Annotated in this window: 18 protein-coding genes and 1 pseudogene; 6 read left to right on the top strand and 13 right to left on the bottom strand. The window is 69.3% G+C overall.

The window, feature by feature from the left end; genetic code table 11:
• Positions 1-374: 374 nt before the first annotated feature.
• From udk to ACIQ67_RS13605, 8 genes are all read right to left on the bottom strand, one after another.
• Complete coding sequence (gene udk / locus ACIQ67_RS13570; protein ID WP_397534904.1) at positions 375-1,019, bottom strand: uridine kinase; 645 nt, start codon at positions 1,017-1,019, stop codon at positions 375-377.
• A gap of 458 nt (positions 1,020-1,477) precedes the next feature.
• On the bottom strand, positions 1,478-3,433 hold the full coding sequence (locus tag ACIQ67_RS13575) for a prolyl oligopeptidase family serine peptidase (protein ID WP_397534919.1): 1,956 nt from the start codon (positions 3,431-3,433) through the stop codon (positions 1,478-1,480).
• Between the two features lie 199 nt (positions 3,434-3,632).
• On the bottom strand, positions 3,633-5,192 hold the full coding sequence (locus ACIQ67_RS13580; protein WP_397534905.1) for a thioredoxin family protein: 1,560 nt from the start codon (positions 5,190-5,192) through the stop codon (positions 3,633-3,635).
• Positions 5,193-5,339: 147 nt separating this feature from the next.
• A complete protein-coding gene (locus tag ACIQ67_RS13585; protein ID WP_397534920.1) occupies positions 5,340-6,719 on the bottom strand; it encodes an ATP-binding protein in 1,380 nt (459 codons plus the stop codon).
• Positions 6,720-6,721: 2 nt separating this feature from the next.
• Positions 6,722-7,402 carry a winged helix-turn-helix domain-containing protein gene (locus ACIQ67_RS13590; protein WP_397534906.1) on the bottom strand — a complete coding sequence of 227 codons (681 nt, stop codon included), beginning with the start codon at positions 7,400-7,402 and terminating at the stop codon, positions 6,722-6,724.
• A gap of 22 nt (positions 7,403-7,424) precedes the next feature.
• Complete coding sequence (locus tag ACIQ67_RS13595; protein WP_397534907.1) at positions 7,425-8,156, bottom strand: cytochrome b/b6 domain-containing protein; 732 nt, start codon at positions 8,154-8,156, stop codon at positions 7,425-7,427.
• Positions 8,128-8,604 carry a diheme cytochrome c gene (locus ACIQ67_RS13600; RefSeq protein WP_397534908.1) on the bottom strand — a complete coding sequence of 159 codons (477 nt, stop codon included), beginning with the start codon at positions 8,602-8,604 and terminating at the stop codon, positions 8,128-8,130. Before ACIQ67_RS13600 ends, ACIQ67_RS13595 begins: the two co-directional genes overlap by 29 nt.
• Positions 8,605-8,615: 11 nt before the next feature.
• Positions 8,616-9,017, bottom strand: a complete 402-nt coding sequence (locus tag ACIQ67_RS13605; protein ID WP_397534909.1) for a DUF1924 domain-containing protein — start codon at positions 9,015-9,017, stop codon at positions 8,616-8,618.
• A gap of 149 nt (positions 9,018-9,166) precedes the next feature.
• Here ACIQ67_RS13605 and ACIQ67_RS13610 point away from each other — a divergent pair, with 149 nt between their 5' ends.
• Together ACIQ67_RS13610 and ACIQ67_RS13615 are read left to right on the top strand one after the other, a co-directional pair.
• Positions 9,167-10,855 (top strand): MFS transporter, encoded by a 1,689-nt coding sequence (locus tag ACIQ67_RS13610; protein ID WP_397534921.1) that lies wholly within the window; start codon positions 9,167-9,169, stop codon positions 10,853-10,855.
• 10 nt (positions 10,856-10,865) lie between these two features.
• Entirely contained in the window at positions 10,866-13,370 is a 2,505-nt protein-coding gene (locus ACIQ67_RS13615) for a cation-translocating P-type ATPase (protein ID WP_397534910.1), read from the top strand.
• Positions 13,371-13,451: 81 nt separating this feature from the next.
• On the opposite strand, the gene ACIQ67_RS13620 is transcribed toward ACIQ67_RS13615, so the two are convergent.
• Together ACIQ67_RS13620 and ACIQ67_RS13625 are read right to left on the bottom strand one after the other, a co-directional pair.
• Positions 13,452-14,393, bottom strand: coding sequence for a DMT family transporter (locus ACIQ67_RS13620; protein ID WP_397534911.1), 942 nt, complete (start codon positions 14,391-14,393; stop codon positions 13,452-13,454).
• A 90-nt stretch (positions 14,394-14,483) separates the two neighbouring features.
• On the bottom strand, positions 14,484-15,044 hold the full coding sequence (locus ACIQ67_RS13625; protein ID WP_397534912.1) for a PadR family transcriptional regulator: 561 nt from the start codon (positions 15,042-15,044) through the stop codon (positions 14,484-14,486).
• Between the two features lie 124 nt (positions 15,045-15,168).
• Between ACIQ67_RS13625 and ACIQ67_RS13630 the strand changes: the two genes are divergently transcribed.
• From ACIQ67_RS13630 to ACIQ67_RS13645, 4 genes are all read left to right on the top strand, one after another.
• A complete protein-coding gene (locus ACIQ67_RS13630; protein WP_397534913.1) occupies positions 15,169-17,247 on the top strand; it encodes an FAD-dependent oxidoreductase in 2,079 nt (692 codons plus the stop codon).
• Positions 17,248-17,399: 152 nt separating this feature from the next.
• Positions 17,400-19,649: a putative bifunctional diguanylate cyclase/phosphodiesterase gene (locus ACIQ67_RS13635; protein WP_397534914.1), complete on the top strand. Its 2,250-nt coding sequence runs from the start codon at positions 17,400-17,402 to the stop codon at positions 19,647-19,649.
• 112 nt (positions 19,650-19,761) lie between these two features.
• Positions 19,762-21,624 carry a hypothetical protein gene (locus tag ACIQ67_RS13640; RefSeq protein WP_397534915.1) on the top strand — a complete coding sequence of 621 codons (1,863 nt, stop codon included), beginning with the start codon at positions 19,762-19,764 and terminating at the stop codon, positions 21,622-21,624.
• A gap of 28 nt (positions 21,625-21,652) precedes the next feature.
• Positions 21,653-22,411: a class I SAM-dependent methyltransferase gene (locus ACIQ67_RS13645; RefSeq protein ID WP_397534916.1), complete on the top strand. Its 759-nt coding sequence runs from the start codon at positions 21,653-21,655 to the stop codon at positions 22,409-22,411.
• Between the two features lie 400 nt (positions 22,412-22,811).
• On the opposite strand, the gene ACIQ67_RS13650 is transcribed toward ACIQ67_RS13645, so the two are convergent.
• From ACIQ67_RS13650 to ACIQ67_RS13660, 3 genes and pseudogenes are all read right to left on the bottom strand, one after another.
• A complete protein-coding gene (locus tag ACIQ67_RS13650) occupies positions 22,812-23,963 on the bottom strand; it encodes a flavin monoamine oxidase family protein (protein WP_397534917.1) in 1,152 nt (383 codons plus the stop codon).
• Entirely contained in the window at positions 23,960-24,631 is a 672-nt protein-coding gene (locus ACIQ67_RS13655; RefSeq protein WP_397534918.1) for a cupin domain-containing protein, read from the bottom strand. Before ACIQ67_RS13655 ends, ACIQ67_RS13650 begins: the two co-directional genes overlap by 4 nt.
• A gap of 47 nt (positions 24,632-24,678) precedes the next feature.
• Positions 24,679-25,098, bottom strand: a pseudogene (locus ACIQ67_RS13660) (MBL fold metallo-hydrolase); the annotation flags it as partial.

Raw genomic sequence — 25,098 nt, forward strand, 5'->3', positions numbered from 1 at the left:
AACAGCGACCTCGACAAGCAGGTCTGGCTGAGCTCGCTTGGCATCGTCGAATGCGTCGCCTACGCGGCATCCCGTATCAAGCGCTGATCAGTCGGGCAAGAACGCCGGCTGCTTTGCGCTTACGCTGCGAAGCCGACGCCCAGGTTCTGCGGCTTCATTCAGGCTGTATGCCGACCATTTCGCCACCCGCCATGACTGACAGCTGTCGACTCTGAGCGGTCAACGGTAGCCGGGAACTCAGAGACGGCGAGCAGACGCTGAACCTATGCCTGAGCCGCACAAGGCTTGCCTCGCCGAAGACGGCCTTTCAAGTCGGCAAGAGCAGCGAGACGGTGCCCTCTAGGCCACGCAGGCGACGGGCGCCTGGGGCTCAGTCAGCCACGCTGCCTGTCGTCCTGCAACAAGCTCATCACCTTGGTGGTGATGATGTCCACCGCCGGACCGTTGGCACCGTGCGGCAGGATCACGTCGGCGTTGCGCTTGGTCGGCTCGATGAACTGCTTGTGCATGGGGCGCACGGTCTCCAGGTACTGGTTCACCACCGACTCGGTGCTGCGGCCACGCTCCGAAATATCGCGCTGCAGCCGGCGGATGAAGCGCACGTCCGAGGCCGTGTCCACATAGATCTTCAGCGACATCATGTTGCGCAGCTTGGTGTCGTACAAGGCAAACAGGCCCTCGACCAGGATCACCGGTGCGGGCTTCACGGTGATGGTTTCGCTGGAGCGGTTGTCGGCCGCGAAGTCATACACCGGCATCGCTATCGCCTCACCCTTGCGCAGCGCGGCCAGGTGCTGCGCCATCAGCGGCCAGTCAAAGGCATCGGGATGGTCGTAGTTCTGCTTGCGCCGGTCCTCTGGCGGCATGTGGGACTGGTCGCGGTAGTAGTCATCCTGCATCACCACCGCCACGTTGTCCGGCCCGATGGCAGCCAGGACCTGGCGCGTCACCGTCGATTTGCCGCTGCCGCTGCCCCCTGCGACACCGATGACGAAGGGCTTGTGAGAGGTTTTGGGCATCGGGTCGTACAGCTTGTTTGCTCGGGCGAAGTCCGGAACTGTACAAGCTGGCGAGCCGATGTTGAGCGGCCCAGGGGCTGCGCTTCAGGCCGTGAGCCGCCGTTCATGCCATGAGCGGTGATCGGCGGGTAGCTTGGCGGTGAATGCAGTGAACCCCAACAAAGGTCGTCGCCCGTCTCGCCACCTATGCCTTGCTCCACAGGTGAATGTTGGGGTTCGTGGACTCACCCCAACCTACCGGGCTGCAAGCAAACACCGGCCCATCGCCACCGCGCAAGCAGGGGAGCGGGCAGGTCTGATGCGAAGGTAAAGGAGGAGGACGCGCAGCGGCCGGGGGACACGAAGCATCAGGCCTGCCTGCTCTCCTGCGCTCCCCCGCGAAGCCGACAGCGACGCGCCATGAAATGAAAAAGGGGGCCGCAGCCCCCTTTCCACTTTCACAGCCCTTGCCCCCTGACTCAGGGCTTCAGGTGCTGCGCCAGGAACTTCTCCATCGCCTCGTAGAACTCGAAGCGGTTTTCCTCGTTGGCGAAACCGTGGCCTTCGTTGTCCTTGACCATGTATTGCACGGTCACGCCACGCTTCCTCAGCGCCTCCACCATCTGGTCGCTCTCGCTCTTGACCACGCGCGGGTCCTTGGCGCCCTGGGCGATGAACAGCGGGGTCTTGATCTTGTCGGCGTTCAGTGCCGGCGATGTGGCCGTCAGGCGTTCCTTGTCACGCTCGGGATGGCCCACCATCGCATGCAGCTGGTCCAGGAAGGGCTTCCAGTAGGGCGGGATGCTGTTCATGAAGGTCAGCAGATTGCTCACGCCCACATAGTCCACCGCCGCGGCATACAGATCGGGCGTGTAGGTGATGCCGGCCAGCGTGGCATAGCCGCCGTAGCTGGCGCCATAGATGCCGATGCGCTTGGGATCGGCCACGCCCTGCTTGATCAGCCACTGCACGCCATCGGTGATGTCGTGCTGCATCTTCAGGCCCCACTGGTTGAAGCTGGCCTCCCAGAAGGCGCGGCCATAGCCGGTGGAACCGCGGAAGTTCATCTGCAGCACGCAGTAGCCGCGGCTGGCCAGGAACTGGATCTCGGGGTTGTAGCCCCAGACATCGCGGGCCCAGGGGCCGCCGTGCGGGTTGATCACGCAGGCCACGTTCTTGGCCTGTTCCTTGCCGGCCGGCAGCGTCAGGTAGCCGTTGATGGTCAGGCCGTCGCGGCTCTTGTAGCTGATGGGCTGCATGCGGGCCATGCGCGCCTCGGGCAGCCAGGGCGCGATATCGCCCATCTTCACCAGCGCATCGCTCTTGCGGTCGTAGACATAGCGCGCGCCCGGCGTGCGGTCGTTGGAGGCGGCGACGATGAAGCGCTGCTCGTCGTCGGTGGCGCTCTGCAGGCTCACCTCATAGCCCGGCAGTTTGGCGCGCAGGCGCTCCATCAGTCGGCGCGTGTCGGCGTCGAAGAAATGCTCGCCCGGCTTGTCGGTGACGAAGTTGGCCGTGGTCAGCACCTTGCGCAGGCGCGAGTAGCTGGCGCCGGCCACGTCCACGTCCGGATGGGCATAGACCAGTTGCTCGGCCTCGGCCGCAGGCTTGGCCGGATCGATCAGCACCAGGGCCGACTTGTCGCGGCCGCGGTTGGAGGTGGCGTAGAACTTCTTGTTGTCGAAGTCGAACAGCGCCGGCGCGACGCTGGTGCGGAAGTCGGTGGTGATGATGGGCTTGAAGGCCTCGTCTTCCTTGTCGCGGTAGAGCAGCGTGTTGTTGACGCCGTCGCTGGCGATGGCCATGCGCACCTTGCCGGCATGGTCGGTCTGCCAGCCGACGATATTGCCCGGGTTCTGCGCCACCACGGTCTGCGCGCCGGTCTTCACATTGATGCGCACCACGTCGAACACGCGCTTGTCGCGCTGGTTGTGGCTGACCAGGATGTGCTCGGGGTCGTCGCGCAGGTCGTTGACGAGCTCGGCGCGCAGCGCGTCGCCAGGGGTCAGGTCGGTCACCTTGCCGCTCTTGACGTCCACCGCCACGACGTGGAAGTTCTCGTCGCCGCCGAAGTCCTTCACATACAGCAGGGTGTTGTCGCCCTTCCAGAAGTAGCCGCCGATGTCGCGGGCGCTTTCGCGCGTCAGCTGGCGCGGCTCGCCGACCAGCTGCTTGCCGTCGAAGGCCTGCACGAACAGATTCATGCGCTTGGCCGTGCCGCCATCGCCCACGGCGGGTTGCATGAAGCTCATCCACTGGCCGCTGGTGCTGAGGCGGTAGTAGGCGCGCTCGGGGCTGCGGAAGAAGTCGCGCAGCGGGATCGGGGCGGTGCTGGCCTGCTGGGTGCTGGTCGCGGTGGCTGCTGGCGTGGTTTGGGCCAGGCTCAGCGCGGGCAGGGTCGTCAGGGCAGCGGCACCGATCAGGGCCAGCTGCATCTTCTTGCTGTTGTGTTTGCTGCTCTTCATCCAAAACCTCCGGGGGGTGAACACATGGGGCTGCCACCGGGCGGTGGCGTGGCGTGCATTCTCAGCGCGGGGTCTGCCGGCCTGCAGCCCGATGTGACGGGCTGCAGCATTCGGCGCATGGATGGCGGCATCCGGCGGATGCCTGCCCCGCCTGGGGGCAAGCCTTGCCTCAGGACTTCTTGGCGGGCGCCTTGATCAGGCCTTCGCAGGTGGCGCGTTGCTGGTCGGCGGTCTCGACCTTGGCGCAGATGCCGTTCAGCTGCGTCTTCAGGCGCGCCAGCACGGCTTCATGCTGGCCGTCCTTGTTCCAGTCGGCCAGCTTGGTGCCCACGCGCTGCAGCGAGCGCGCGCTGCGCTCGTAGAAGGCGCCCTTGTCCTTGGCCGCTTCGCTGAACAGCTGGGCCGCGGTCTTCTCGATGCGGGCCTGGTCCTGTGGGGCCAGATCGACCAGCGCGTTGAAGTAGCCCGAGCCCCATTGCAGGCGGGTGGCCGGGCCTTCGCTCTTGTTGAAGGCTTCCTCGTACCAGCGCAGCGCCTCATCCTTGCGGCCCTGCTTGCGGGCATTGCCGCCCAGCTGGCTCATCAGGTAGTAAGGCGAGTGGCTCTTGGCCAGATTGCTTTTGAGCAGCTCGTCCGACTCCTTCCACAGCCCCGCCTGGCCCAGCACATAGGCGGCCGAGGTGATGACGGCCTGGCGCTCGTAGCCGTCGCGGATCTCGCGGTCGGCGCGTGCCACATGCTCGCCCACTTCCTTCAGCAGCGCCGGGCTCAGCGTGGGGCTGAGCGCGTCCTTGGGCTGCTCGACGCGGCCCAGCTGCACGCGCGCCAGCAGCGCGCCCAGGCGGTCGGCGCGCGACAGCGTCATGTCGGTTTCCAGGCGCTTCAGCGCGCCCTCGAATGCCTGCAGCAGCGCGGCCCGCTCGGGGCTGCCGGCGGCGCTCAGCACCTTGACGATGTCGTTCGCGCCATTGCTCAGCACGTCCATGTGTGTGCGCGCCAGCGCCGGCTCGGCCAGCACCTTGCGGGTCAGCGCCTGCAGTGCGGCGTCAGGCTTCACACCCTTGCCCTCGTCGCTGGCGGCCAGGGCCTTGAGCCAAAGGCGCGTGGTGGTTTCCTCGTCGACGCCCTTGCTGGCCACGGCCAGCTGGGCCAGCAGGGCGGGGCGCTCAGCGGCCGGCACCAGCTGTTGTTCATCGCCTTCCCAGCTGTAGAAGCCCAGCATGCGCCACTCGTTGGCGCTGAGCGTCTTGCCGGCCTTTGCGTCAGCCAGCACGGCCTTGGCCGAACGGCCGCCCGACAGGCCCAGCTGCAGCACGCGGATCACCTGCGGCGCATCGGCTTCGCCGGGCAGGCGGGTGATCTCGCTGCCGTCGGCCTTGAACAGGATCACGGTCGGATAACCGCGCACCTTGAAGCGCGTGCCCAGCTTCTGCGCGCCGGGGTTGTCGCCGTCCACATGCACTGCCACCACCGCCTGGGTCAGCTCGATGAAGTCCTGGCGATTGAACAGCGTGGCCTTCAGCTGGTTGCAGGGCGGGCACCACTTGGCGCCCCAGTACAGCAGCACTGGCTTCTTCTCGGCGCGGGCTTGCGCAAAGGCGCGATCGATGTCTGCATCGGCTGACGCCGGCAACCAGGCCACGGCGGCGCCGGTGGCGGGGGCCGCGGCATGCGTCAGCGGCGTGGACAGGGCCAGAGCCAGGGCGAGGGTGGTCAGCGAAAGCTTCATGTCGGGCGGGCCGCCCTTGTGGGGCAGCGCTGTGTGTAGTGCAAAGGCGGGATTCTGAGCCCAAGCGCAAGGCCGTGCCTAGACGGGGAATGCGCTAGTCGCTCAGGCCCGCCTGGTGTCGCGGCGGCACGGGCGCTCGGCGCGGTTTCAGCGAGCCGACGCGAAATCCACCCCCACATCCAGGCCGCCGAGCGCCGGGCTGCGTGCGACCAGCACGCTGGCGCCATGGGCGGCGGCGATGCGCCGCACGATGGACCAGCCCAGGCCGCTGCCGCTTTGGTTGGCGCTGTGGCCGGCGTCGAGCACGCGGAAGAAGCGCTCGCCCAGGCGCGCCAGATCCGCCTCGGCCAGGCCCGGGCCGCTGTCGGCCACCGTCAGCCGGACCCTGCCGTCCAGCGCGGCCAGGCGCACCAGCACCTGGGCGCCGGGCGGGCTGTAGCGCAGCGCGTTGTCGGCCAGATTGCGCAGCAGCACCGCCAGCAGGGTCTCGTTGCCGTTCACCGGGCACGGCTCGGACGCCTCCAGGGTCAGGTCTTGCCCGCGCGCCAGCGCTGCCGGTGCCAGCTCGGCCAGCACGCGCTGGGCCAGCGCGCGCAGCTCCACCGGCGTGCCGGCCGGCTGGGCGCCGGCTTCCAGCCGGGCCAGCGTCAGCAATTGGTCCACCAGGCGCGTGGCGCGGTCGCAGCCCTGCAGCGTGGCCTGCAGCGCATGGCGGCGCAGCGCGTCGTCGCTTTCGCCCAGCGCCACCTGGGCTTGGGTGCGGATGGCGGCAATGGGCGTGCGCAGCTCGTGCGCGGCATCGGCGGTGAAGCGGCGCTCCGCGGCCAGCAGCTCGGCGATGCGCTCGAACAGGCGGTTCAGCGCCTCCAGCAGCGGCGCCATCTCGCTGGGCGTGTCGGCGCCCAGCTGCACCGGCTGCAGATCCTGCGGCTGGCGTTCGGCCAGGCGCTGGCCCAGCTCGCGCAGCGGCCGGGTGCCGCGCCGTACCGCCCACCACAGCGCCAGTGCCAGCAGCGGCAGCGCCAGCAGCAGCGGCCACAGCGCGCCGCGCAGCACTGCGCGCAGGATGGCCGCGCGCGAGTCGATCTGCTCGCCCACATGGACCTGGATATCGCGCTCGGCGCCGCGGGTGCTGAAGACGCGCCAGGCCTGACCGTCCAGGCTGACATCGCTGAAGCCCTCGCGCCGTTCGCCGGCTGCGGCGCCCTCGGCCACCATCGGGCTCAGCGGGGCCTGCGCCGAGCGCAGCACCAGCTGGCCTTCATGGAAGACCTGGAAGGCCACTTTGGGCGCATAGCGGTGCAGGCTGGGCGCGTCAATGCCGCGGTCGTCGTCATCCTCCAGCTCATGCACCTGCTGGGCCACCAGCAGGGCCGCCGCCTGCGCCAGGTGGGCGTCCAGCAGCTCGTCGAGCTCCCGTCGCGCATCGCGCCAGACCACCGCGGCGCTGATCAGCCACAGGCCCAGCACCAGGCTCAGCACCAGGGCCAGCAGCCGGCCTTGCAGCGACCGCAGCCGCAGCGTCATCCTCATCGCGGCGCTCCTGGCGGGACGTCTTTCATCAGCACATAGCCGACGCCGCGCACGGTCTGGATCAGCTCAGGCCCGAGCTTCTTGCGCAGGTGATGCACATGCACCTCGATGGCATTGCTCTCGACCTCTTGGCCCCAGGCATAGAGCTGCTGTTCCAGCTGCTCGCGCGACAGCACGCGGCCGGGTTGCAGCATCAGCAGCTGCAGCAGATCGAACTCGCGGGTGGACAGCGTCACTGCAAGGCCGTCGCGGCTGACACTGCGCGCGGCCGGGTCCAGCAGCACGCCCTGGGCGCTCAAGCGCTCTTGCGTCTGGCCATGGGCGCGACGCACCAGCGCGCGCAGCCGCGCGCCCAGCTCATGCAGGTCGATGGGCTTGGCCACATAGTCGTCGGCGCCCAGGTCCAGGCCGCGGATCCGGTCCGGAATGGCATCGCGCGCGGTCAGCACCAGCACCGGCAGCGTCAGGCCGCCAGCACGCAGGCCGGCCAGCACCTCCAGACCATCCTTGCCGGGCAGGCCCAGGTCCAGCACCGCGGCGGCATAGGGCTCGGCGCGCAGCTCGCGCTCGGCCGCCAGGCCATCGCGCACCCAATCCACCTGGAAACCCAGCTGGCGCAGCCCGGCCCGCAGGCCGTCGCCCAGCAGTGCATCGTCTTCGACCAGCAGCACTCGCATGATGTTGATTGTGGCGCTGTCGTCAGTCGTCGTCGTGGCCGCGGTTCTGGCTGCGGCTGATCGCCGGCCGGCCGTCCAGCGGGCCGGTGTCGGCCGGCGCGCTCTGCCATTGCCAGATCCAGAAGCCGACCACGGCCGCCAGGATCAGCGCGGCCAGCCAGCCCATGCTCTGCTTCACCAGGTCCGGGCCGCGGCCGGGCATTCGGCCCGTGATCATCGGCAGCACCGTGTTCTGGCGCTTGAGCACGGCGGCCAGCGCGATGAGGCCCAGATGCGCCAGCACCATGGCCAGCATGGCCTCCCCCGAGCCTTCGTGCAGCTCTTCCAGAAGATCGCCCAGCCAGTCCTGTTCAAGGCCGAAGCCGCTAACCGTCACCACCAGGCCCAGCACCAGGATGGCCACGATGGCCAGCGCGTTGAGCCACTGCTGGCTGGCCAGCAGATTGCCCTGGCCGCCCATCCAGGCGCGCGCCAGCGCCGGCGCCTGGCCGAGGCGGCTGAAGAGGGCGCCCAGGCGGCTGCGCCGCGGGCCCAGCAGACCCCACACCAGGCGCCAGACGATCAGGCCCAGCAGCGTGTAGCCCAGCGTGATGTGCAGCAGATGCCAGCGTTCGGTCTCGGCCGTGAGGTAGGCGCCGGTGAAGCTCAGCGCCATCAGCCAGTGGACCATGCGGGTGGGCGCGTCCACCACGCGGCGCGAAGCCGCGACAGGGGTGCCGCTGGAATCAGCGGGGGATGCGGACAGCGTGCTCATTGAAATCTCCTTTGTCGGCGCCGGGGTGGCAGGCCGCGCAGTTGGCGGCGCTCTTGATGGGGGCGCGCTTCCAGACATCGGCGCGCACCTCGTCGTGCTCGCGCTTGAACCAGGCAGCCCGGGTGATGCGGTCTTCAGGCGGCTGTTCGCGCCCGTACTTGCTGCCGCTGTTCGCGGCATGGGCCAGCAGATAGCGGTTCAGTTTGTCCAGCGTGGTGGCGTCCACGGCGGCATCGCTGCCGTAATGCTTGTCCAGGCTGCCCATCACGCGCCGCCACGAGGCGGCCGGCAGCATGCCGGGCGGGTAGGCGGTGTGGCAGCTGGCACATTCCTGGCGGTAGAGCGGCAGATCCGGCGCCTTGAGGCGCTCGTGATCACTGTCTGCCAGGACTGGGGCGCTGAACATCAGGGTCAGCAAAGCGAACGGAGCATAAGTCCAGTGTTTCATTGCGGCGCTCCTCAGGGCTTGAGCGTGATCAGCCAAGCGGTGATGTCGGCCTTCTCGGCCGCGCTGCACTCGCGCGAGAGCACCTCTTTGCAGTTGCGGCGGAACCATTTGTTGACCCGCGCTTCGTCGGTGAAGCTGGCCGGATTGAAGGCCGGCGCCAAGGTGTCAATCGTCTTGCCGGTGGCGGCGTGGCGGCCCGGCTTGGTGGGCTGGGCATGGTGGCAGGATGCGCAGCTCCATTCGCCGCCTTGGCGGGTGGTGAACAGGCGCTGTCCCTGCGCCGCATCGCCGGCCCGTCCGGCCTCGGCGCTGAAGCGCGCCAGTTGCGCCGCAGGCGTGGTGGCGTGGGCGGTGGCGGCGGCCAGAGCCAGCAGCAGGGCAAAGGAAACTAGGGGCCAGGTCTTGAGGCGCATGATGGGGGCAACTCCTTGATGGCACTGATCGTGCCGCTGCCCGCTTAGGGCTTTCTTAAGGCGATGCTGAGTCGGTCTCCGCGAGTCCGCGCGATCACGGGCCGGGTCAATAATCGCCGCATCCCTGCTGCCTCCGGAGAACGGCCTTGATGCTCCGCTTGCCCAATCTGCTCGCGTCCCGCAAGGGGCGCCTGACGGCCTTCTTCATGCTCTACATCACCGAGGGCATCCCGCTCGGTTTCGCGGCCACAGCGGTGGCCTCGCAGCTACGCCGCATGGGCGTGGGGCCGGCCGAAATCGGCGCCTTCGTGGCCTCGTTCTATCTGCCCTGGGCCTTCAAGTGGGCCTTCGGGCCGATGGTCGATGTGTTCCGCTCGCAGCGCTTCGGCCACCGCCGGGCCTGGATTATGGGCACGCAGTTGATGCTGGCGGCCACGCTGCTGATGCTGATCTGGGTGCCGCTGCCGCAGGGGCTGGCGCTGTTCACCGGCATCCTGCTGATCCACAACACCTTCGGCGCGATGCAGGACGTGGCCATCGACGCGCTGGCCGTCAACAGCCTGGGCGAGGACGAGCGCGGTCTGGCCAACGGGCTGATGTTCGCCGGCGCCTCGCTGGGGCAGGCGATCGGTGGGGCCGGCGTGCTGTTCCTGTTGCCATACACCGGATTCCAGGGCAGCTTCGTTCTGGTGGCCGCGGCCATCCTTATGGTCACCACGCTGGTGGTGCTGCCGATGCGCGAGGCCATCGCCACCCAGCTGGTGCAGCTGCACGGGCGCAGCCGCCTGCAGGCCATTTCGGCCGAGATGCGCGGCTTCGCGGTGCAGGCCTTCCAGTCCTTCCTGGGCTCACGCGCTGCGTTTGCGGCGGTGTTCTTCGCGCTGCTGCCGATGGGGGCGATGTCGCTGAGCCTGGCGCTGCAGAGCGGCCTGGCCGTGGAGCTTGGCATGAAGGACAGTGCGTTGGCCCAGCTGACGCTGGTCTCCAGCCTCACCAGTGGCGTCTGCATGGTGGTGGGAGGTCTGCTGTCCGACCGCCTCGGCCAGCGCCGCATGCTGGCCTTCTACACCGCGCTGATGAGCCTGCCAGTGCTCTATATGGCCTGGGTTTTGCACAGCCACGGCTACCAGATGCCGCGTGCGCCGGGCGGCGCGCCGCTGCCGGCGCTGATCCAGCAGCTGTGGATCGCCACCATCGCCTTCAACGTCGGCATGGGCCTGATGTATGGCACGCGCACCGCGGTCTTCATGGACGTGACCAACCCTCGTGTGGCTGGCACGCAGTTCACCGCCTATATGGCAATGATGAATCTGGCGATCGCCTTTGCCGCCACCTGGCAGGGCATCGCTGTGGAGGCGCTGGGCTATCCGCTGACGCTGCTGATCGATGCGGGCGCCGGCCTGCTGGGCCTGCTGCTGCTGCCGCTGATGGCCAAGATCGGCCCGGCGGACGGCCTGTGCGACGCGCATGCCGAGGGCCGGGCCCGCATCATGGCCCGGGCGCTGGGCCTGCTGTGCCTGGGCTTCGTGCCCTATCTGCTGTACGCCGATCCGGCCGGGGCCATGGTGGGCATCGCCAACACCTTGTTCACGCTGGTCTTCGTGGCCTCGGCGCTGTTCCTGTATGCGGGCACGCTGCTGCAGACCTTGTCGCCCGGCCAGCAGCGCCTGTGCCGCTGGCTGGCGCTGGCGCTGCTGGCGATCTATCTGCGCCGCTTCGCGCCGGCGGAGGCGGAAGTGCTGGTGCAGGCCCTGTGCTGCGCGGTGGCGGCAGCGGCTGGCCTGCTGCTGATGCAGCTGGGCGGGCGGGTCTGGACCGGTCTGCGCCAGCAGGCCTGACGCGCACCCGATGAATGAAGCTCCACCCCGCGGCCTGAGTGCCGAGGAAGCCGCACGGCGCCTGCAGGCCGACGGCCCCAATGAGCTGAATCCGCCGCAGCGCCGGCGCTGGTGGCAGATGCTGGCCGAGCTGCTGCGCGAGCCCATGCTGCTGCTGCTGCTGGCGGCCGGAGGCATCTACCTGCTGCTGGGCGACCGGGGCGAGGCGCTGATGCTGCTGGGCTTCGTCGCAGTGACGGTGCTGATCAGCCTGAGCCAGGAGCAGCGCACCGAGCGCGTGTTGGAGGCCTTGCGCGACCTGACCAGCCCGCGCGCGCTGGTGCGCCGCGACGGTGAGACGCAGCGCATTGCCGGCCGCGAGGTGGTGCTGGGCGATCTGCTTCTGCTGGCGGATGGCGATCGCGTGGCGGCGGATGCGACGCTGATCACGGCCCATGACCTGCAGCTCGACGAGTCCCTGCTCAGCGGCGAATCGTTGCCGGTGGACAAGCGTGTTGGCGCCGAGGGCGATGTCGCGCGCGTCTTCGCCGGCACGTTGGTGACGGGCGGGCAGGCCCTGGCGCAGGTGACGGCCACCGGGCCGCGCAGCGAGATCGGCCGCATCGGCAAGTCGCTGAGCGATATCGGCGCGCCGCCGACGCCGCTGCACCGGCAGACGCGCCGCTTGGTGCGGCTGTTCTCGGTGCTGGGGCTGGTCGTCAGCGCGGTGGTGGTCACGCTGTGGGGCCTGCTGCGCGGCGACTGGCTGGGCGGCCTGCTGGCCGGCATCAGCCTGGCGATGTCCATGCTGCCGCAGGAGTTCCTGCTGATCCTGACGGTCTTCATGGCTATGGGGGCGTGGAGGCTGTCGCGCCAGCGCGTGCTGGCACGCCGCGCCGCCACCATCGAGACGCTGGGTTCGGCCACCGTGCTGTGTAGCGACAAGACCGGCACCCTGACGCTCAACAAGATGGCGGTGGCCGAGCTGGCCGGAGCCGCTGGTGCTGGGCTGACCTGGCGCGACGACGGGAAGGTCTTGCCGGAGGCACTGCACCCGCTTCTGGAGCACGCCATCCTGGCCAGCGAATCCGAGGCCAGCGATCCGATGGAGCGTGCGCTGCACGCGCTGGGCCAGCAGCGCCTGCCGGCCCACCGCCAGCACCCAGCCTGGACCTTGGTGCATGAGTACGCACTGAGCGGCGCGCTGCCGGCCATGACCCATGTGTGGCGCGGCGACGCTGGCCAGGTGGTGTCCATCAAGGGCGCCTCCGAGGCGGTGGCCGGCCTGTGCCGCCTGCCGCCTGAAGGCCAGGCCGCGCTGGCCCAGCAGGCCACGGCGATGGCGGCGCGCGGCCTGCGCGTGCTGGGCGTGGCGCGGGCGGTCTGGCCGGCAGATCAGGCCTGGCCCGAATCACCCGCCGGCTTCGCCTGGGAGTGGCTGGGCTTGGTGGGCTTTGCCGATCCGCTGCGCCCCGAGGTGCCGGCGGCCATCCGCGAATGCCGCGCGGCTGGCCTGCGCGTGCTGATGATCACTGGCGACCACCCGGTCACCGCGGCGGCGATTGCCGAGCAGGCCGGCCTGGATGGCGGGCTGCCGGCGCTGACCGGTACCGAGATTGCCGCGATGGACGATGCCGCGCTGGCCCAGGCGCTGCGCCGCCACGCCGTCTATGCGCGCATCCGGCCCGAGCAGAAGCTGCGCATCGTCCAGGCCTTGCGCGCGCAGGGCGAGGTGGTGGCGATGACCGGCGACGGCGTCAATGATGCACCTTCGCTGAAGGCCGCCGACATCGGCGTGGCGATGGGCGGCCGCGGCACCGATGTGGCGCGCGAGGCTGCCGGCCTGGTGCTGCTGGACGACAACTTCGATGCCATCACGCAGGCGGTGCGCCTGGGCCGGCGCATCTACGACAACCTGCGCAAGGCCATGGCCTTTGTGCTGGCCGTGCATGTGCCGATCGCCGGCCTGTCGCTGCTGCCGCTGCTGCTGGGCTGGCCGCCGCTGCTGACGCCGGTGCACATCGCCTTCCTGGAGCTGCTGATCGACCCGGTGTGCTCGGTGGTATTCGAGGCCGAGCCCGAGGAGGATGATGTGATGCAGCGGCCGCCGCGCGACCCGGCCGCGCCGCTGTTTTCGCCCGGCCTGCTGGCCTGGAGCGCGGCCCAGGGCCTGGTGCTGCTGGCGCTGGTGGCGGGGCTGTATGCGTTGGCACGGCTCGGCCTGCCGGCCGACAGCGCGCGGGCGCTGGCCTTTGTTGCGCTGGTCAGCGGCAATGTGGCGCTGATCCTGGCCAACCGCTCGGCCAGCGGGCGCTGGTTCGCCGGCTGGCTGCGGCCGAATGCCTTGCTCTGGAAGGTGCTGGGCGCCACTGCGCTGTTGCTGGCGGCGGCGCTGGCCATCACGCCGCTGCGCGAGGTGTTCCGATTCGTCCTGCCACCCTGGCCCTGGCTGGCCGCGGCGCTGGGCTGCGGGCTGCTCTGCGGCTTGCTGCTGGAGCTGCTGAAACAGGCCTGGCCGCGGCGCTGGCGCGGCTGAGCCTGGGGGCTCAGCCAACCGGCTGGTATCGCCGCTTGGCCTTCGCCAGCCACAAGCGCCTTCCGGCGCTTGTGTGCGGGCTCAGTCAATCGGCGGCACGCTGTGGGTCGCTTCGGTTCTCGGCGCGGCGGCAAACTGCGCCAGCGCCACGCCGCCCAGCGTCACCGCGGCGCCTAGCAGCTTGATGCCGGTGAAGCTTTCGCCGGTGGTGAGCCAGGCGGTCAGGCCGGCGATCGGCGGCATCAGGTAGATCAGCGGCGCAGTGCGCGCCACGCCGCGCTGGGCGTTGACCCAGCCCCAGCTCAGCCAGCTCCAGAAGCCCACGCCGACCACGGCCCAGACCGCGCCGGCCCACAGCAGCGGGCTGACGGCCTGCCAGTCCACCCGCAGCGCGCCAGGGGTGGCGTAGAGAAGAACCGGCAGGCTGGAGGCCAGCGTGGCATAGCTGAACACCAGCATCGCGCCATGCTTCTCGATCAGTGGCTTTGCCGCCACCGTGTAGTAGGAGAACAGCGCGGCGGCGGTCAGCAGCACCAGGTCGCCACCGCTGGCGCGCCAGTCGGCTGCCAGCAGCTTGTCGGACATGAAGAGCAGGGCGCCGCAGGCGGCTACCGCGATACCGGCGATCTGCGGGCGCTGCAGACGCTCGACGCCCCAGGCGCGCAGGATCAGCAGCGTGAACACCGGCCCGCAGGCCAGCAGCACCGAGCTTGAGAAGGGCGTGCTCCAGTGCACGCCATAGCTGGCCAGCGCCAGATGCAGGCCTTGGCCCAGCAGGCCCAGGCGGGCGATGGCCCAGAGCTCGCTGCGCGGCAGGCGCGGCCAAGCGCGTCCGTAGCGGACCAGCAGCAGGGCCGCCACCATCAGCGGCATCGCGGCGAAGCGCAGGAACAGAAAGCCCGAGGGCTGCATCGCGTTCAGCAGCGCCTTCTGGATCGGGAAGTTGATGCCCCAGGCCAGGATGGTGAGCAGGCCGACCCAGAGGGCCAGGCGTTGGGTGGCTGCGTGGCGGGAGTCGGGCATGGGGGCCTATCTTGCCCCAGCGCTGTCGCCTGTGCCGCCCGGCGATTCGCCCAAGGGCGAGCCGCGCACAGCCGGGCGCATCGTTGCGCGTCAGCGCCGGCGCCTGGCGGCCGGCTCCGGCTCGGCCAGCAGGTCCAGTGCCTCGGCGCACCAGTCCACCCACAGCTGCTCAACCTGGATGCCGGCCTTCAGAATCAGGTGCTGGATGCGGGCGGCGCGGTCGTCCGGGCTGCCTTCAGCCAGGAAGTCGCGTGCCTCCAGCGCCTGGTAATGCGCCAGCTGGCCCTGGTGCAGCGTCAGGCGGCGCTGCAGCTCGTCGGCCACGCGCGTGCCGCCCAGCACCGCCTCGGCGCGCAGGCGCACCATCAGGGCCTCGCGGTGTGGCGCCGGGTCCTGCTCGCGGCTGGCCCAGGCCTTGAGTTCGCGCCGGCCGCCGGCCAGCACCTGGTAGCGCTTCTTGCCGCCGCGGCCCTCGCCGGTGGCCTCGCCGCTGATCCAGCCTTCGCCCTCCATGCGCGCCAGCTCGCGATAGATCTGCTGGTGCGTGGCATGCCAGAAATAGCCGATCGAGCGCTCGAAGCGCGCGGCCAGCTCCAGGCCGGAGCAGGGGTGTTCCAGCAGGGCGGTCAGCAGGGCGTGGGGCAGCGACATGAGGGCTTCGGTTTCTAGAGAGGGCAGTTTATGCAACCCGTTGCACAAACGGCAAGCCCAGGGCTATAGTCCGCCGAAAATTGTGCAACGGGTTGCATAAACAGAGAGCACGCAGGAGATCGCCATGTCCGCCACCTCGTCGACCGCTTATCCGCAGCTGCTCGCGCCGCTGGACCTGGGCTTCACCACGCTGAAGAACCGCGTGCTGATGGGCAGCATGCACACCGGTCTGGAAGACGGCCGCAAGCATTTCGAGCGCATGGCCGAATACTTTGCCGAGCGCGCGCGCGGCGAGGTGGGGCTGATCGTCACCGGCGGCTTCGCGCCCAATATCGAGGGCTGGGCCAAGCCCTTTGCCGGCACGCTGGCCACCTCGGGCGCGGCGCGGCGCCACGCCACCATCACGCGCGCCGTGCATGCCGAGGGCGGCAAGATCGCGCTGCAGATCCTGCACACCGGCCGCTACGGCTACAGCCCGCTATGCGTGGCGCCGTCGCGCATCCAGTCGCCGATCACGCCCTTCACGCCGCGTGAGCTGAGTGCCCGTGGCATCGAGCGCCAGATCCGTGCCTTCGTGCGCTGCGCCAAGCTGGCGCGCGAGGCCGGCTACGACGGCGTCGAGGTGATGGGCTCCGAGGGCTACTTCATCAACCAGTTCCTGGTGAAGCACACCAACCATCGCACCGATCAATGGGGCGGCTCTTATGAGAACCGCATGCGCCTGCCGCTGGAGATCCTGGAGCGCACCCGTGAGGCCGTGGGCCGCGACTTCATCATCATCTACCGCCTGTCGATGCTGGACCTGATCCCCGATGGCAGCAGCTGGGATGAAGTCGCGCAGCTGGCGCGCGGCGTCGTCAAGGCCGGTGCCACCATCATCAACACCGGCATCGGCTGGCATGAGGCGCGCATTCCCACCATCGCCACCAGCGTGCCGCGCGCCGGCTTCTCGTGGGTCACCAAGAAGCTGCGCGACCAGCTGCGCGCCGAGGGCATCAACACGCCGCTGATCACCAGCAATCGCATCAACACGCCCGAGGTGGCCGAGAGCGTGCTGGCTGAGGGCAGCGCCGACATGGTCAGCATGGCGCGGCCCTTCCTGGCCGATCCGCACTTCGTGAAGAAGGCGCGCGAGAACCGCGCCGACGAGATCAACACCTGCATCGCCTGCAACCAGGCCTGCCTGGACCACACATTTGCGCAAAAGATCTCCACCTGCCTGGTCAACCCGCGCGCCGCCTACGAGACCGAGCTGAAGATCGTGCCCATCGCCACGGCTTCAGCGCCGCGCAAGAAGATCGCCGTGGTCGGCGCCGGCCCGGCCGGCCTGGCAGCGGCCACCACGCTGGCCGAGCGCGGCCATGCGGTGACGCTGATCGATGCCGCGGCCGAGATCGGCGGCCAGTTCAACCTGGCCAAGAAGATCCCCGGCAAGGAAGAGTTCAGCGAGACGCTGCGCTACTTCCGCCGCCGCATCGAGGTGACCGGTGTCGAGCTGCAGCTGAACCGCCGCGTTACCGCTGAAGAGCTGAAAGGCTTCGACGAGGTGCTGCTGGCCACCGGCGTGACTCCGCGAGACCCGCAGATCAAGGGCCAGGCCGAGGGCGAGGCCCGGGGTCAGGTCTTGAGCTATATCGATGTGCTGCAGGGCCGCGGCACGGTGGGTCCGAAGGTGGCCATCGTCGGCGCCGGCGGTATCGGCTTCGACGTGGCTGAGTACCTGCTGGAAGCTGGCCACAGCCTGACGCTGGACGCCGCCGCCTGGCGCCGCCACTGGGGCGTGGGCGACCCGGCCGAGGTGCGTGGTGGCCTGCTGCGCCCCGCACCCGAGGCGCCCAGGCATCAGATCACGCTGATGCAGCGCAAGGCCGGCAAGCTGGGCGCGGGCCTGGGCAAGACCACCGGCTGGATTCACCGCGCCGCGCTGAAGATGAAGAACGTCGAGATGCTGGGCGGCGTCAACTACGAAGCCATCACGCCCGAGGGCCTGTGGGTCAGCTACGGCGAGAAGCGTGCCGACACCCAGCTGATCGAGGCCGACACCATCGTGCTGTGCGCCGGCCAACTGCCGCTGCGCGAATTGCAGGCGCCGCTGCAGGCCGCCGGCGTCAAGGTGCACCTGGTCGGCGGGGCGCTGGAGGCCGGCGAACTGGATGCCAAGCGTGCAATATTGCAAGGAACGCAGCTGGCGGCGTCCCTGTAAACCCTAGTCAGTCTCAAGCTGGGCACCGACACTCCCGATAGGCCGAATACGAGGGAACACCCGGCAAATGCACGGGTGTCGGGAAAAAATGCAGTCACCCGCCGGGGCGGTCCAGCCCGGGATGTCGCGAACCAGAGGTCTGCCTAGCACCTATGAGTTTGATCAACCGTTGCCTTTACCGGCCATTGGCTGGAGTTGCGCTGACGCCAGCCCTGCCGGCCTGGGCGGAGCCCATCCAGTCCGGTGCCATCGTCTGGACCGGACCCGTGCTGTGGCTGAGCGCGTTCTGCGTGGTCGGTGCCATCGCCATGGGCGCCACGCTGGTGCTGGTGCAGCGCCAACGCCGCTGGCTGAAGAAGCGCCGCATCGAGCTTGAGCACGAAAAGCGCGAACGCAGCCGCCTGGCGGCCTTGCTGAACGCCATCCCCGACGGGGTCTATTTCAAGGACGCCAGCGGCGCCTTCGAAGCTTGCAATCCCGCCTTCGAGCGCCTGGTCGGCCTGTCCGAGGCCGAGCTGCAGGGCAAGTGCGACACCGATCTGCCGCAAGCGCTGCCCGCTCAAGGCCGCGCCTGGGCGCGCAGCAGCGATGGCTTGCGCCTGTGCCTGGACATGCAGCAGGCGCCGGTGACGGCTGCCGGCGAATCGCTGGGCGTGCTGGGCGTGGCGCGCGACATGACCGAGCTGCAGATGGCGCTGGAAGAGCTGCGCCGCGCGGCCGTGGTGTTCGAGCACTGCGCCGAAGGCATCCTGCTGCTGGACGAGCAGGCGCGCATCGTCGATGCCAATCCGGCCTTCTACACGATCAGCGGCTATGACCTGCGCGATGTGCTGGGCCAGATGCCGCAGCCGCTGTGCCTGGGCGAGCAGCCCCCCGAGGTGCTGGAGCAGCTGTGGTCGGGCCTGGACCGCGAGAACAAATGGTGCGGCGAGCTGATGCTGCGCCGCCGTGACGGTGAGCCGGTGCCGGTGTGGGCCACCATGGTCCGCGTGCAACCCAGCAGCTCCAGTCCGCTGCAGCATCTGCTGGTGCTGACCGACATCTCCAAGATCAAGCACACCGAGGCCGCGCTGCTGCACCAGTCGCTGCACGACCGGCTGACCGGCCTGCCCAACCTCGCCCTGCTGCGCGACCGCATCGAGCGCCAGGTGGGCATTGCCGAGCGTGACCACACCAGCGTGGCCGTGCTCTACATCGACCTGGACGGCTTCCGCGACGTCAACGACATCGCCGGCCATGCCGCCGGCGATGCGGTGCTGAAGGAAGCCGCCGCGCGCTTCATCAACGTGCTGCGCGCCAGCGACTCGGTGGCCCGCGTCGGCGCCGACGAATTCGTCATCGTGCTGTCCGGCCTGGTCGACGAGGAAACCGCGATGCGCCTGGGCGACCGCCTGATCCAGGCCATGGACGAGCCCATCATCGTGGGCAGTCAGCGCTTCAATCTGGGCGCCAGCATCGGCCTGGCGCTGTTCCCGACCGACGGCAAGAACGTCGACGAACTGCTGCGCAATGCCGAGGCGGCGATGTGCCGCGCCAAGGCGCATGCCCGCAACACCGTGCAGGCCTACCGCCCGGAGCTGACGCAGGCGGTGCAACAGCGCTTCGAGCTGACCCACGCGCTGCGCCAGGCCAACGAGGCGGCGCAATTTCGCATCGAATACCAGCCGCAGGTGCGCCTGTCGGATGGCGCGCTGGTGGGCGCCGAGGCGCTGCTGCGCTGGCGCCACCCGACCCGCGGCCCGATCTCGCCGGCCGAGTTCATTCCGCTGGCCGAGGACACCGGCCTGATCATCCCGATGGGCCGCTGGGTGCTGCAGGAAGCCTGCTCGCAGGCGGTGCGCTGGCGGGGCGTGGAGGGCAAGCCGCAACAGGTGGCGGTGAATGTCTCCGCGCGCCAGCTGCGCCAGAGCGATTTCATCCAGACCCTGGACTTCATCCTGGCCGAAACCGGCTGCCCGCCACAGGCGCTGGAGCTGGAGGTGACCGAGAGCCTGCTGCTGGAAGATGCCGAGCAGGCCATCACGCTGCTGACCCAGCTCACCCAGCGCGGCGTGCGGGTGGCGATCGACGATTTCGGCACCGGCTATTCCTCGCTGTCCTACCTGAAGCGCATGCCGATCAGCACGCTGAAGATCGACCGCAGCTTTGTCTCCGAACTGGGCAGCGACGCCAACGTCTCGGCGATTGCGCGCACCGTGATCGTGCTGGCACGCAGCCTCAACCTGGATGTGCTGGCCGAAGGCGTGGAAACCGCCGAACAGGCCGCCTGGCTGGCCCGCGAAGGCTGCGACTGGGCGCAGGGCTGGCATTACGGCCGCCCGATGCCGGCTGAGGACTTCCACTACACCCCGCCGCCGGCCTTGCCCGCACTGCCGCGGGCCAAACGCCTGCAGCTGGCTTGAGGCCGCGCAATCTAAGGTCCATTACTGACCCCGTACTGGGGTCTACCCGCTGACCTGTGCAGGCGCTTTGGGGCTGCAATGGCCCTGTGCCCCCGTCACAGGAGAGTCGGCCATGTCCCACCCCGTGCTGCGTTTGCTGGCCTGGATCGGGCGCGTTGGCTTGCTGTGCCTGGCGGTGGCGGCCCCCTTGCTGGCGCTGATGCTGGTGCCGCTGATGCTGGCGGACCAGCAGGCGGTGGAAGGCACGGCGGCACGGGTCTGGCTGCTGGTGTTCGTGCTGGTGCTGGTGCTGACGATTCTGGTGAGCGCCTGGGTGCTGCTCAAGCGCTGGTTCCAGGCGCCGTTCGGCCCGCACGGCCTGTTCGGCAGCACCGCGCTGGCGCGTCTGCTCGGCCTGGGCCTGGCCAGCCTGCTGTTTCCGCGTGTGGCCAGCACGGTGGTGCTGGCGCCGGTCTATGCGCTGGGCCAGCTGTGGAACACGCTTCCCGAGCGCAGCACCGCCTTCGTCACCCGCGTGATCCGCAGCGATGCCAAGAGCTACGCGGTCGACGAGATGAGCTACCGCATGCTGGAGGTGCTGCAGCTCTTCGGCTACGAGATCGCGCGCGTCATCAATGTGCTGGCTGCCCAGCTGCCCATGCCGGACGCGCTGCTGTGGCTGGCCTGCTGGGCGCTGCTGGGCCAGCTGTTCAGCCCCAGCGCGCAGGCACTGGACGCCAACGGTGCGCCGATGAAGACCATGCGCCTGGTGGCGGCGCTGCAGCGCCTGAGCGCTGCCCAGCAGCATGCGCTGGGCCTGGGCCTGGTGTTCCTGGTGGGGGCCTTCTTCAGCGCCGCCTCCATCGTGGCCATCCCCTGGCTGCAGGATGAGCGCGTGCCCGCCAATCTGAGCAGCGAGAACCTGGCCAAGGCGCTGCAGGCCTCGATGAGCAAGGCCGAAGATGTGCAGCGCCTGCTGGGGCCGGATACCGCCACCCGCGCTGCGCCGCTGCAGGCGGTGCTGGATCAGCTGGCAGCCGCCAAGCCCGGCCAGGAGCCGGCGCCGCCCGGCCGCCCGGCAGCAGCCCTGATGTATGGCAACGAGCAGGTGCAGCAAGCCGTGCAGTCCGCTCAGCTGGAGCGCAGCCGTGCTCTTCAGCGTGCCCAGTCGCTGGGCAAATCCTTGCTGGCCCAGCAGGGGAAAGTGCAGTCCTCGGCGCTGCGTGCCTTCGAGGTCGAGCTGGGCCTGCCGATGAGCAGCCAGGAGCGGCTCAACTTCTTCAAGGACATCCAGCGCGCCTTCTCCGGCGTGGTGGGCTCGCACACGCGGCAGCTGAGCGATTGCGCCCGCACGCTCGGCGATCTCGACGCACGCAGCGAACGCGGCAAACAGGCCTTGCTGGATCTGCTCGGCATGGCGCCGGAGGCCCGCGGCGACCGCATCTGGGAACAGATGTCCGAGCTTTCGCGCCTGGCCAGCAGCTATTCGCTGGCCTGTGTGGAGACGCCAGCGGCGACCACCGAGTTCCTCACCCCCGAGCCCGGCGCCGGCTGGGGCCCGTTCGGCCTGATCGCCACCTGGCTGCTGCGCACCCGTTCGATGGCGCTGACCCTGATCACCGGCATGCTGGGCTTCGGGCTGCTGGGCGCCGCGATCTCGACCGTGGTGCGCAGTGACTTGAAGCGCGCCGAGCAGCCGCCTATCGAGGAAGTGGGGCGCATCGTCGTGCGCGGCCTGTCGGCGGCACTGGTGGTATTTCTGGCCGTCAAGGGTGGGCTGGCCGTCTTCACGGCCGGTGAGGCTTCGCCCAATGCCTATGTGCTGTTCTTTACCTGCCTGGTCGGTGCGGTGTTCAGCGAGGATGTATGGCAGTGGGCGCGCGAGCGGCTGCGCAAGACTACCCAGGCCGGTGGAGGCGGCGACGCCGCGGGCACCAAGGGCGGGCGGGTCAAGGCCGGCGCCGGCAAGCCCGATACGGACGGTAGCAGCCAATAAGATTGCATGAAACGAGGGAGGCATCGCCTTGGAGAATCTGCAACTGCTGGTCGAACTGCATCTCGGCGGCGAGCGCCAGGGCCCTGGCGGGGATGGGCTGACGCGCCAGGCTTTGGCCCTTTCGGGGCTGGCGGGCCGCTCGGGGCTCAAGATCGCTGATATCGGCTGCGGCACGGGCGCTTCCACACTGGTTCTCGCCCGTGATCTGGAGGCCGAGATCCTGGCCATCGATTTCCTGCCCAGCTTCCTGGATGCGTTGAATACACGCGCAGCCCAGGCCGGCCTGGGCGGGCGCATCCGCACGCTGGCCGGTTCGATGGAGAGCTTGCCGCTGCAGCCCGGAACGCTGGATGCGATCTGGTCGGAAGGGGCGATCTACAACATCGGCTTCGAGCGCGGCCTGCAGGAGTGGCGGCGCTATCTCAAGGTGGGGGGTGTGATCGCGGTATCCGAGCTCACCTGGCTGAGCGCGCAGCGCCCGGCCGAGATCGACGCCTTTTGGCGCGCGGAGTATGCGGAGGTCGATACCGCGTCCGCCAAGCTGGCGTTGCTTGAACGCAATGGCTACAGCCCGCTGGGCTACTTTGCCCTGCCTGAATCGAGCTGGCTGGACGCCTATTACCGGCCCTTGCAGGCGCGCTTCGCAGCCTTTCTTGCGGCGCACCAGGGCAGCGCGCAAGCGCAGGCGGTCGTCGACGAGCATGTCCGCGAGATGGAGCTCTACGAGCGTTACCGCGCCTACTTCAGCTACGGCTTCTACATCGCCCGCAAGCTGTCCCAGGATTGAGCGCGCGGGCGCTGATCGGCGCTAGTGCAGCGCGGCTGCTGGCCCGCCCTTGAGCTGCTGCCACAGCGCCATCATCTCGCGGTCCGACAACTCGCTCATGTGCAGCCCTGGCGCAACTCCAGGCTGGAGTCGAACCAGCCGTAGGCCTTCTCTGCGGCAGCGCCGAACAGGAGGCTGGCGGCGGCGGTGCTGTTGCGGTGGGCTTGGGCTTGCATGGCGGGGCTCCAGGGCTTGAGGCGATCGTTGCGGGGATCAAGGCGATGCCTACAGTCTGGTCGGCGCCCGCACTGCTTCCCATCACACGGCGGTCGCCTCCCGGAGGGGCGGAGCCAACCCTTTCCCCGCCTTGCGGGGCGGGGCACAGGGCTGCACCAGCCGCCCCTTGCGCGCCAGCCCGGATCTACGGGGCGGGTGCGCCAGCCTCAGCGTCCATAGAGGCCAGCCAGCGTTGCACGCCGCGCGTGGCAGCGTCCACCGCGCCGGCCAGGTAGCCCGGAAACTGGGGCGACCATTCGCTGGCAATGCCGCTCAGGCAGCCCTGCCAGGGCCCGGTGTCGATGCGGCTGGGCGGCGCCTCTGCATGGTGACCGCTGGCTTCCTGGTCGGCCTCGGTGGCAGTCAGCGCGTCGGCGGCCCAGTCCTTCAGCGCTTCGCCGACCGGCGCGGCGGCCGCGTCGCCGAACAAGCGGCGCAGCTGCGCGCGGCAATGCGCGCGCAGCTCATCGTCGGACACCTGGCCGCGCACCTTGGCCGGCACACCGACGAAGCCGAACAGCGCCGCATGGCCACCGGGCATGGACACATCGTGGATCTCGACCATCGGCCCGCAGGCGCTTCGCGCGGCGCCCGACAGGCCCTGCTCACGCCAGAAGGGCTGCTCGTAGATCGCCAGGTATTTGGCATGCGGCGCCATCCAGGTGGGCGTGGCCTGCCAGCGGCGCGCCAGTGCGGGCGGCAGCGGCGGGTCGAAGGCAATGCGCTGCGCCGCCAGCCGGGGCGGCAGTGCCAGCAGCACATGGTCGACGCGCCAGTGGGAGGCTTCGCACGCGGAGTTTTCGCTCTGCAGCTCGATGTGTGCGTCCACGCGGCGCAGCTGGCGCACCGTCTGGCCGGTGAGCAGCTGGCCTGGGTCCAGGTCGCGCTGCAGGGCTGCGATCAGCGCGCCGGTGCCGCCGGCCAGGCGCATTGAGGCCGGTTCGCTGGCATAGCCTGCCAAGCGCTGCGGGGCTTGCTGGGGCGAGCGCTCCAGCAGCATCTCGCCGGTCTCGAACTGCTCAAAGCGCTGCAGGCCGAGTTCATGCATCAGCCGGTCGAGCTGCGGCTGCATGCCGGGCCAGAACCAGCTTGGCCCGAGGTCGAAGCGGTCCAGCGCCGGTACGCCGGCATCCACGCTATTGCCGGAGGCATCGACGCTGAGGATGCGGCCGCCCAGCGACGCGCGCCCTTCGAACAGCACGACATCACGCACGCCCTGGCGCTGCAGCAGTCGCGCCGCCAGCAGGCCGCTCAGGCCGCCGCCGACGATGGCGACGCGGGCTTGGCGGGCGCTCACGCTGCTGCCTCGGCCAAAACCTTCAGATGGCCGGTCTTCAGATAAAGCGTTACGCCTTCGGCCTCCGCGCGCAAGGCGCTGGCCGAGCCCGGCGGCAGGCGCAGCCAGCTGCCGCGCCCAAACGTCTGCGGCCCGTCCGACAGTGCGCCCGCCAGCACCAGCAGCTCGGCGCCGCCCTGCGTGTCTAGGTTCAGCGGCGCGTCGGCGCCCAGCCGCTGCAGGCACACCTGCTCGCCCGCGCTGCGGTAGAGCGGGCACAGCTCGCGCGAGCCATTTCGCTGCCAGGCCTGCGGATCGCGGGTGTCGATGCGCACCGAGGCGCTGTCGTCCGCCGACATCTGCCACAGCTTCACGAAGATCAGCGCGCCCTCGGCGCTGGCCGGGCTGTGCGCCGAACCTGGCGGATTGCGCAGATACCAGCCCTGCCCGTAGTGCCCGCTGTCATCCGAGAAGGTGCCCGACAGCACCAGGATTTCCTCGCCGCCAGGATGGCCGTGGGCCGGGAAGACCGAGTCCGGCGCATAGCGCACCAGGCTGGTGGCGCGGGCGCGCTCGCCGCCCAGCCGGTCGAGCATCACGCGTTCCACACCGGCTTGGGGCGACGCCACCCACTGGTAGTCGTCGGCCGCCAGCCAGGCGCGGCATGAGAAGTCTGGATTGATCAGCATGGCAGGGGATTGTCAGCGCCCCTGCCGGGCTGCAAGGGCGATGCTTCTTAAGCGATCGGCTGGAAGGCGTAGCCCTGCCCGTTGGGGGCCATGCGGCCGAAGGCCGGGAAGGGGAAGTGGAAGCCGCCCAGCATGGACTTGCTGTCGACGATGCGCTTGAACACCTCGCGGCGCACCTTGCGCGCGGCTTCGGCGTCCATATCGAAAGTGACGGCCCAGTCCGGGTTGCGGGCGAACAGCGCCGGCACATTGGTCAGGTCGGCGATGTAGAAGAAGCTCTGGCCGGCCGACTGCAGCTGGAACAGCGTGTGGCCCGGTGTGTGGCCATAGGCCGCGATCGAGCGGATGCCTGGCGCCACCTCGACGCCGGCCTCGAAGGTCTGCAGCATGCTGGCCGGCATCTGCGCAAAAGTGCGGCGCACATTGTTGAACGCGCCCTTCATGCCCTCAGGGGCTGCGGCCATCTT

It is taken from the genome of Roseateles sp., from assembly GCF_044373315.1.
GTDB lineage: Bacteria > Pseudomonadota > Gammaproteobacteria > Burkholderiales > Burkholderiaceae_C > JACDQM01.

Bases quoted from the DNA above. Each gene is read 5' to 3' on its own strand.
- ACIQ67_RS13610 (WP_397534921.1), top strand. From the start codon at position 9,167: ATGCTCCGCTTGCCCAATCTGCTCGCGTCCCGCAAGGGGCGCCTGACG.
- ACIQ67_RS13640 (WP_397534915.1), top strand. From the start codon at position 19,762: ATGTCCCACCCCGTGCTGCGTTTGCTGGCCTGGATCGGGCGCGTTGGC.
- ACIQ67_RS13590 (WP_397534906.1), bottom strand. From the start codon at position 7,402: ATGCGAGTGCTGCTGGTCGAAGACGATGCACTGCTGGGCGACGGCCTG.
- ACIQ67_RS13655 (WP_397534918.1), bottom strand. From the start codon at position 24,631: ATGCTGATCAATCCAGACTTCTCATGCCGCGCCTGGCTGGCGGCCGAC.
- ACIQ67_RS13595 (WP_397534907.1), bottom strand. From the start codon at position 8,156: ATGAGCACGCTGTCCGCATCCCCCGCTGATTCCAGCGGCACCCCTGTC.
- ACIQ67_RS13575 (WP_397534919.1), bottom strand. From the start codon at position 3,433: ATGCAGCTGGCCCTGATCGGTGCCGCTGCCCTGACGACCCTGCCCGCG.
- ACIQ67_RS13620 (WP_397534911.1), bottom strand. From the start codon at position 14,393: ATGCCCGACTCCCGCCACGCAGCCACCCAACGCCTGGCCCTCTGGGTC.
- ACIQ67_RS13605 (WP_397534909.1), bottom strand. From the start codon at position 9,017: ATGCGCCTCAAGACCTGGCCCCTAGTTTCCTTTGCCCTGCTGCTGGCT.
- ACIQ67_RS13630 (WP_397534913.1), top strand. From the start codon at position 15,169: ATGTCCGCCACCTCGTCGACCGCTTATCCGCAGCTGCTCGCGCCGCTG.
- ACIQ67_RS13615 (WP_397534910.1), top strand. From the start codon at position 10,866: ATGAATGAAGCTCCACCCCGCGGCCTGAGTGCCGAGGAAGCCGCACGG.
- ACIQ67_RS13580 (WP_397534905.1), bottom strand. From the start codon at position 5,192: ATGAAGCTTTCGCTGACCACCCTCGCCCTGGCTCTGGCCCTGTCCACG.
- ACIQ67_RS13625 (WP_397534912.1), bottom strand. From the start codon at position 15,044: ATGTCGCTGCCCCACGCCCTGCTGACCGCCCTGCTGGAACACCCCTGC.
- ACIQ67_RS13635 (WP_397534914.1), top strand. From the start codon at position 17,400: ATGAGTTTGATCAACCGTTGCCTTTACCGGCCATTGGCTGGAGTTGCG.
- ACIQ67_RS13600 (WP_397534908.1), bottom strand. From the start codon at position 8,604: ATGAAACACTGGACTTATGCTCCGTTCGCTTTGCTGACCCTGATGTTC.
- ACIQ67_RS13585 (WP_397534920.1), bottom strand. From the start codon at position 6,719: ATGACGCTGCGGCTGCGGTCGCTGCAAGGCCGGCTGCTGGCCCTGGTG.
- udk (WP_397534904.1), bottom strand. From the start codon at position 1,019: ATGCCCAAAACCTCTCACAAGCCCTTCGTCATCGGTGTCGCAGGGGGC.